The sequence below is a fragment of the Streptomyces sp. NPDC006476 genome, from assembly GCF_040612015.1.
GTDB classification, from domain to species: domain Bacteria; phylum Actinomycetota; class Actinomycetes; order Streptomycetales; family Streptomycetaceae; genus Streptomyces; species Streptomyces griseorubiginosus_B.
Genome location: NZ_JBEXPK010000132.1, coordinates 1 through 5,231, shown reverse-complemented (window position 1 = coordinate 5,231; position 5,231 = coordinate 1). Strand labels below are relative to the sequence as shown.

Genomic DNA, 5,231 nt, shown 5'->3' with positions numbered 1-5,231 from the left:
CGGGCCCCGCCGGGGTGCGCATCCAGCCCGCCTGACCAGGCACGACCCATCGGACTGCGCAGCTGACCGTCTGGCCAGGCATGACCCACCGGACTGCGCGGCTGAACCGTCTGGCGGGGCACGCTCCGGCGGAGCGTGGCGCTAGACCGCCTGTCGGGGTAGGGCCGTGCGGACCAGGTCCGCGACGTTGCCCTCGCTCGGTGGGGCCGCGACGCAGGACAGGGCGAGACGGACGGCGAGTTCGCAGGAGCGGGCCAGTTCGGCCGTGTCCGGCTTGGCCGCGCCGGGTCCCGCCAGCACCGCCACGGCGCGGTCGCGGACCATCGCCACGAAGTCGCCGGGTGACGGTAACGGACCGTCCGCCCGGCGCTGCGCCGGCACGGCCGATGAGGACGGCACGGCGGACAGGGTCGGCGAGGGCAGCCGTTCGCTCCAGCAGCCGGTCAGCATGGCTCGTACCAGCGCGTTCTCCCGGGCCGCCGACGCCGTCCACTCGGCGGTGGCGGTGAGCCGGTCACGGGCGTCGGCGGGGGTGGCGAGGGCCCGTTCGACCCCGGCGAGATAGCCGTCCGCCTCCCTTCTGACCAGCGCCCGGGCGAGCCCCTCCTTGCTGCCGAACTCGTTGTAGAGGGTCTGCCGGGACACTCCGGCCGCCGCGGCCACGTCCACCATCCGCACCGCGGACCACGGCCGGCGCGCCAGCGCCGTGTACGCGGCGTCCAGTAGGGATTCCCGCGCTGCAGGCATCATCGCCTCCCTGGGGCGAGCGGCTCTGCGCCCAGGTTTGACGCGGACGGGAGCACTGTCAAGGGTTCGCGGACGTACGCGGGGGCGCCCTTCGGCCAGTACGCCCCGGAACCACCCGACTCCGCGCGCTCCCTCTCCCCCGAGCCCCAATCCCCCCGCACCGTCCGGCACCGCCCGGCACCGATCACCCGTCGGTCCCCTATGGCCCCGCACCGACCACGCCGGATACCGTTCGTCACATGCCGGACTACCTCGACGACCTCCGCTTCGCCCACGTCCTCGCGGACGCCGCCGACGCGGCGACCATGGACCGTTTCAAGGCCCTCGACCTCAAGGTCGAGACGAAACCGGACATGACCCCGGTGAGCGAGGCGGACAAGGCGGCGGAGGAACTCATCCGCGGCCAGCTCCAGCGCGCCCGCCCCCGCGACGCGGTCCTCGGCGAGGAGTACGGCATCCAGGGCACCGGCCCCAGGCGCTGGGTGATCGACCCGATCGACGGCACCAAGAACTACGTACGCGGCGTCCCCGTCTGGGCCACCCTGATCTCCCTGATGGAGGCAGGCGACACCGGCTTCCAGCCCGTCGTCGGCGTCGTCTCCGCCCCCGCCCTGGGCCGCCGCTGGTGGGCCGCGAAGGGCCACGGCGCCTTCACCGGCCGCAGCCTGTCCTCGTCCTCCCGGCTGCACGTCTCGCGCGTCTCGAAGCTGACGGACGCCTCGTTCGCGTACTCCTCGCTGAGCGGCTGGGAGGATCAGGGGCGGCTGGGCGGCTTCCTGGACCTGACCCGCGAGGTGTGGCGCACGCGCGCGTACGGCGATTTCTGGCCGTACATGCTGGTCGCGGAGGGCGCGGTCGACATCTGCGCGGAACCGGAGCTGTCCCTGTGGGACATGGCCGCCAACGCGATCATCGTGACGGAGGCCGGCGGCACCTTCACCGGCCTCGACGGCCGCCCCGGCCCGCACAGCGGCAACGCGGCCGCGTCGAACGGCCTGCTGCACGACGAGTTGCTGGGGTATCTCAACCAGCGCTACTGAGGCAGACCGAAACACACAGATGAGCGCGCACGCCCTCAATCGGCTGCCCGCGCCCCCTTGTTGACCCCCGCTTTACCTGCCACTCTGAGAGTCCCCCCACTTGTGAACTTGTGAATTCCTGAACTATCGGGCACCGGGAGCCCGACGGAGACGGATTCCATCAGGAGGTGGCTCGAAACCATGCTCGTCCGCGACGCCATGAGCACGGTGGTCCTCACCATCGGCCCCGCACACACCCTCCGCCAGGCGGCCGCCCTGATGTCGGCGCGCCGCGTCGGCGCGGCCGTGGTCCTCGACCCCGACGCCGGCGGCATCGGCATCCTCACCGAACGGGACATCCTGAACGCCGTCGGCCTCGGCCAGGACCCCGACACCGAGCGTGCCCACGCCCACACCACCACCGACGTCGTCTTCGCCGCACCGTCCTGGACCCTGGAGGAGGCGGCTCGCGCCATGGCGCACGGCGGCTTCCGCCACCTCATCGTGCTGGAGCGCGGCGAGACCGTCGGCATCGTCTCGGTCCGCGACATCATCCGCTGCTGGGCGCCTGCGCGGCAGCAGATGGCCACCCTTCCCTAGACCCTCCGATTAGACCCTGTCTAAAATCACACCCGTTCGCGACCTGGTCCCTTTCTGTTAGGCTGGATCGCATGAGCGACCTTCTGGAACGGCTGCGCGGACGCGGATGGCGGATGACCGCGCAGCGGCGCGTCGTGGCCGAGGTCCTCGACGGCGAGCACGTGCACCTGACCGCCGACGAGGTCCACGCCAGAGCCGTCGCCAAGCTTCCCGAGATCTCCCGGGCGACCGTCTACAACACGCTGGGTGAGCTGGTCTCCCTCGGTGAGGTCCTCGAGGTCGCCACGGACAAGCGGGCCAAGCGCTACGACCCGAACGCACACCGGCCGCACCACCACCTGGTCTGCGCCCGCTGCGGAGCCATCAAGGACGTCCACCCGAGCGGCAACCCGCTCGCCGACCTCCCCGACTCCGAGCGCTTCGGCTTCACGGTCTCGGACGTCGAGGTCACCTACCGCGGCGTCTGCCCGAACTGCGCGTCCGCGTAACCGCCCTTCCGAAGCCCCGGCACCGCCCTGGCGCCGGGGCTTCGTGCCGTCCACAGAGAGAGCCGTATCCAGAACGGAAGCCCTGACCGTGAGAACGCCGAGGGGCCGGAACCCATCTCTGGATTCCGGCCCCTCGGCCATCAGTAGCGGGGACAGGATTTGAACCTGCGACCTCTGGGTTATGAGCCCAGCGAGCTACCGAGCTGCTCCACCCCGCGTCGGTGAACGCAACATTACGTCGGCGACACCAGGGGAAGCAAATCGCTTACGACCAGCGCTCTCGTCCCGGCCCCGGCCTCACGCGGACAGCTCCTCCCGCAACGCGTCCCGCAACCGGGCCGCCCGCTCCGAGACCTCCCCCGGCCCCAGCGACACCGCGCGATCGGCCCACCGCTGTCCCTCCACCAGCTCGCCCCGACGCGCGTAGACGAGGGCCAGCCGCAGCGCCGCCCGCCCGTGCCCGGCGTCAGCGGCCCGCGTCCACCACACGGCGGCCTCCGGCTCGCTCCCCTCCCGGGCCAGCAGCAGCCCCAGATTGAAGGCGCCGTTGCGCGACCCGGCCTCCGCGGCCAGCCGGTACCACCGCGCCGCCTCCACGACGTCCCCCCGAGCCGCCGCCATCATCCCGACCCGCACCTGCGCCCGCCGGTGCCCCTGGGAAGCCGCCCGCTCGTACCACTCCTCGCACTCGGTCTTCTCGTGCACCGTCTCGCCCAGCTCGTGCGCCGGCTCCGGCGGCCGCCGGGCGTCCAGCACGGTCGCCAGCCGGTACGCGGCCTCGGCGCTGCCGCCGCCGGCCGCGCACCGCAGATGCCGCTCGGCCGCCGTCTCGTCCCCGTCGCGCAGCCGCGCGATGCCGACCTGCAGCGCCGCCTCGGTGTGCCCGGCGGCCGCGGCACGCTCGTACCACCGCAGCGCGACGACGTCCTCGCCCCGCCCGGCGTACAGGATCCCCAGGTTGAACGCGGCGTCCACGCTCCCCGCCTCGGCCGCCTTGGAGAACCACGGCTCGGCCCCGGCCGTGTCCCCGCCCTGCAGCAGCAGGATGGCCAGCGCGTTCGCCGCCTCCCGGTGCCCGGCGTACGCGGCCCGCCGGTACCACTGCTCGGCCTGCGCGGTCCGCCCCTGCTCGGCGCAGAGCAGCCCGAGGTTGTAGGCGCCGTTCACATCGCCCGCGTCCATCGCGGCCCGGTACCACCGCTCGGCGGTCTGCGGCTCCCCGCGCTCGGCGTGCAGCGCCCCCAGGGCGTTGGCCGCGTTGCCGTCCCCGTCCTGCGCGGCCCTGAGCCACCACACGGCGGCGCTCTCGGTGTCCCCGGCGTCACGCAGCAGGAAGCCCAGCGCGCAGGCGGCCCGCGCCTCGCCGTCCTTGGCGGAGGTCAGATACCAGCGCCCGGCCTCCTTGAGCTCGCCGCGCTTCTCCAGGATCGCCCCGAGCTGCAGCGCGGCCCGGCGGTGTCCGCGCGCGGCGGACTGGCGGTAGAACCGCTCGGCCTCCTCCAGCGGCGCGACACCGTTGTCGGCCCCGTCCTCGCCCTCGTCGGCCGCTCTGCGATCGAGCACGCGTGCCAGCCGGTACGCGGCCTCCCGGTGCCCGCGCTCGGCGGCGGCCCGCATCCACTCCTCGGCCCCGCCGTCCCCGCGGTGCTCCAGCAGGTCGGCGAGCGCGTACGCCCCGAGGGGGTGGCCCTGCTCGGCGGACTGCCGCAGCCAGTACTCGGCGGCGGGCTCGTCGCCGCGCTCGCGGTGGTGGCGGCCCAGCGCGTGCGCGGCCGCGGCGGATCCGGCGACGGCGGCGATCCGCCACCAGCCGGCCGCCTCCTCGGCGTAGCCGCGCTGGTGCAGCAGGACTCCCAGGTTGTTGGCGGCGGCGCGGTCGCCCGCGGCGGTAGCGGCACGCAGATGGGGCTCGGCTCCGTCGAGATCGCCACGGCGCAGCAGCATGGCCCCGAGAACACTCATCGCCTCGACGTCGCCGGCCTCGGCGGCGAGCCGCTGACGCAGTTCCTCGGCAGCCTCTTCAGCAGCCTCCCCCGCGTCCCCCTGGGATGGCTGCACAAATCGCCCTGTCTCGAACAGAGTTGCCTTGTCCCCCATAACGTCCATCGTCGCACCACCTGCAACCTGGGTACACCTGGTATACCGCAGCCAGTGAGGTCACTTCAGCGTTTTGTCGACATGCCCACAGAGAGACAAGTCAAACACACGGCACGCGACTCCCCGAGGCGGCACGGCGGTCCCCTCCCCCGGCACATCCGTTCGCACATCACGAAGGCCCGGATCCTTTGAGGATCCGGGCCTTCGACTGCAGTAGCGGGGACAGGATTTTATCCAGCGGCGACTGGGTTATGATCCCACCGAGCGAACCAGCTGCGGC

At 72.8% G+C, this 5,231-nt stretch carries 5 protein-coding genes and 1 tRNA gene; 3 read left to right on the top strand and 3 right to left on the bottom strand.

All coding sequences use genetic code 11. From position 1 onward, the window contains the following. Positions 1-141: 141 nt before the first annotated feature. Positions 142-750 carry a helix-turn-helix domain-containing protein gene (locus ABZZ74_RS50200; RefSeq protein WP_356950824.1) on the bottom strand — a complete coding sequence of 203 codons (609 nt, stop codon included), beginning with the start codon at positions 748-750 and terminating at the stop codon, positions 142-144. Between the two features lie 236 nt (positions 751-986). On the opposite strand from ABZZ74_RS50200, the gene hisN reads away from it, so the two are divergent. The 3 genes from hisN (at position 987) to ABZZ74_RS50185 (ending at position 2,854) form a co-directional block, all read left to right on the top strand. Beyond that, the gene (hisN, locus tag ABZZ74_RS50195; protein WP_133044536.1) at positions 987-1,787 is read left to right on the top strand and encodes a histidinol-phosphatase; all 801 of its coding nucleotides are present in this window, start codon (positions 987-989) and stop codon (positions 1,785-1,787) included. Positions 1,788-1,967: 180 nt separating this feature from the next. Next, complete coding sequence (locus tag ABZZ74_RS50190; RefSeq protein WP_208784550.1) at positions 1,968-2,366, top strand: CBS domain-containing protein; 399 nt, start codon at positions 1,968-1,970, stop codon at positions 2,364-2,366. 71 nt (positions 2,367-2,437) lie between these two features. Next, positions 2,438-2,854 (top strand): Fur family transcriptional regulator, encoded by a 417-nt coding sequence (locus tag ABZZ74_RS50185; protein WP_133044534.1) that lies wholly within the window; start codon positions 2,438-2,440, stop codon positions 2,852-2,854. Between the two features lie 144 nt (positions 2,855-2,998). On the opposite strand, the gene ABZZ74_RS50180 is transcribed toward ABZZ74_RS50185, so the two are convergent. Both ABZZ74_RS50180 and ABZZ74_RS50175 read right to left on the bottom strand, forming a co-directional pair. Then, positions 2,999-3,072 (bottom strand) — tRNA-Met (locus tag ABZZ74_RS50180). 79 nt (positions 3,073-3,151) lie between these two features. After that, positions 3,152-4,960, bottom strand: coding sequence for a sel1 repeat family protein (locus ABZZ74_RS50175; protein WP_356950823.1), 1,809 nt, complete (start codon positions 4,958-4,960; stop codon positions 3,152-3,154). Positions 4,961-5,231: the final 271 nt, after the last annotated feature.